At 65.9% G+C, this 513-nt stretch carries 1 pseudogene; it reads left to right on the top strand.

Annotated elements, in window-relative coordinates:
- Positions 1-513, top strand: a pseudogene (locus tag KVT32_RS28565) (dipeptidyl carboxypeptidase II); the annotation flags it as partial.

The raw sequence follows: 513 nt of genomic DNA, 5'->3' as shown, positions 1-513 counted from the left end.
GGCCCCGAAGCTGGCCGCGCATGCCGACTCGATCCGCTTGAACCCGAAACTGTTCGCCCGCATCAAGGCCCTGTACGACAAACGTGCCAGCCTCAAGCTCGACGCCGAATCGGCCTACCTGGTCGAGCGCTACCACAAGGACTTCGTGCGCGCCGGCGCCCAGCTCTCAAGCGCCGACAAGGACAAGCTGAAGGCGATGAACGGCCAGCTGGCCGCGCTGTCGACCCAGTTCGCCCAGAACGTGCTGAAGGAAGCCAACGCCTCGGCGCTGGTGGTCGACACCCGCGCCGAACTGGCCGGCATGTCGGACAAGCAGATCGACGCCGCCGCGGCTGCAGCCAAGAAGCGCGGCCTGGACGGCAAGTTCGTGATCCCGGTCGTGAACACGACCCAGCAGCCCTTGATGTCGACCCTGAGCAATCGCGGCACCCGCGAGAAACTGTTGACCCTGTCGATGGCGCGCGGCCCGCGCGGCGGCGACATCATGATGAAGGCCGAGCACGAGAAGATCAT

Origin of the sequence: Achromobacter sp. GbtcB20, assembly GCF_019091095.1 — a bacterium.
Taxonomy (GTDB): Bacteria; Pseudomonadota; Gammaproteobacteria; order Burkholderiales; family Burkholderiaceae_B; genus Achromobacter; species Achromobacter mucicolens.
Note: the sequence above shows the minus strand (reverse complement) of the source record. Positions and strands in the feature narration are given on the sequence as shown.